Below are 1313 nucleotides of genomic sequence, written 5' to 3'. Positions count from 1 at the left end.
CGTTGGGAATCCGTCTTAAATGCCTTGTTATGAGTGCGCTTTCGACAGATTTTTAACCTTTTTAGCTTTAAAGTAATAAAATGCACTAAAAACAAACCAGAGAGCCTCGAATACAACCACACTCAACAAAAACGTATCAAATGTAAATTGGGCTACATACGAAATAATTAAGCAAGAATATAGTACAAACGAGGATAACATCCCACCAAACACACCTACCTGCTGAAAATCATACTCCTCGTCCTCATCAAAACCTAAGACTGCTGGCATAAAAAAACTATTTAATGCAAATACTGGTAAACCTAGCGACGCAGCAAACAGAATGAATTTTATACTATCCAACTCAATAAAAAGCTCTGGTAAAAAAAGATAGATAACCAATATACCGGGAGCTATTACAGATAAAAATAGCACCAGCAATGTTGTCGTAAATAGCCCATCAATATTTTTTAAATCTGACACTAATGTCATTATTCTCTATACTCCATAGTACTCATAACGCCGTGTTAAGTGGTGAGCAGCGCTACCACCAAAACTCACGACATTGTGCCATAAACACATATGCAAAACTTTGAACTGAAACCGCCGAGCGTTGCGAATCCGTCTTAAACACCTTGTTATGCCGCTTGTTTGCAACTAAAATGACCACATTAAAGACCGCTTTAAGGAGCTTTTAAATGACCGCTAGAATATTAGCTGATGTTGCTGCAAGTATTACTGAGTTTAAAGCGAACCCAATGAAGGTTGCTTCAAGCGCTTATGGTGATCCAGTCGCCGTACTAAACCGAAATGAACCTGCATTTTACTGTGTACCTGCTGCTGCATACGAAATGATGATGGACAAACTTGAAGATATTGAGCTACTTGCTTTAGCTAAAGAGCGAGAATCTGAAGCAAGCATTTCGGTGAGTATCGATGACTTATAATCTTGAATTTAAAAGTAGCGCACTTAAAGAGTGGAAAAAACTCGGCGCTACTTTGCAACAGCAATTTAAGAAGAAACTGATTGAGCGCTTAGCTAATCCACACGTTCCGGCTTCCAAATTATCCGGCGCAGACAACATGTATAAGATCAAATTACGCCAATCTGGCTATCGCTTAGTATACAAAGTGCAAGACGATATAGTTATTGTTACCGTTTTAGCCGTAGGCAAGCGCGAACGTAGCGATGTGTACAGAAAAGCGATGACAAGGCTCAACGACTGATTGCGGTATAACGCCGCGTTAAGTGGTGAGCAACGCCTACCACCCTACCTAACCCATTGTGACATAATCACTTAACTCAAAGTAAGCGGAAAATGCCAAGCGTTGGG

The 1313-nt window shown here is 40.1% G+C and carries 3 protein-coding genes; 2 read left to right on the top strand and 1 reads right to left on the bottom strand.

Annotated features, from left to right (window positions below; genetic code table 11):
• Positions 1-27 precede the first annotated feature (27 nt).
• Positions 28-471 (bottom strand): hypothetical protein, encoded by a 444-nt coding sequence (locus FCV43_RS18475; RefSeq protein ID WP_136995993.1) that lies wholly within the window; start codon positions 469-471, stop codon positions 28-30.
• Between the two features lie 206 nt (positions 472-677).
• Here FCV43_RS18475 and FCV43_RS18470 point away from each other — a divergent pair, with 206 nt between their 5' ends.
• Together FCV43_RS18470 and FCV43_RS18465 are read left to right on the top strand one after the other, a co-directional pair.
• Positions 678-926, top strand: a complete 249-nt coding sequence (locus tag FCV43_RS18470) for a type II toxin-antitoxin system Phd/YefM family antitoxin (RefSeq protein WP_009387502.1) — start codon at positions 678-680, stop codon at positions 924-926.
• Positions 916-1206 (top strand): type II toxin-antitoxin system RelE family toxin, encoded by a 291-nt coding sequence (locus tag FCV43_RS18465; protein WP_017051697.1) that lies wholly within the window; start codon positions 916-918, stop codon positions 1204-1206. The genes FCV43_RS18470 and FCV43_RS18465 overlap by 11 nt, the downstream gene beginning before the upstream one ends.
• The last annotated feature ends 107 nt before the right edge of the window (positions 1207-1313 follow it).

Source organism: Vibrio genomosp. F6 (assembly GCF_005146325.1).
Lineage (GTDB): Bacteria > Pseudomonadota > Gammaproteobacteria > Enterobacterales > Vibrionaceae > Vibrio > Vibrio cortegadensis.
The sequence above is the reverse complement of the archived record's forward strand: the minus strand, read 5'-3'. Positions and strand labels throughout refer to the sequence as shown.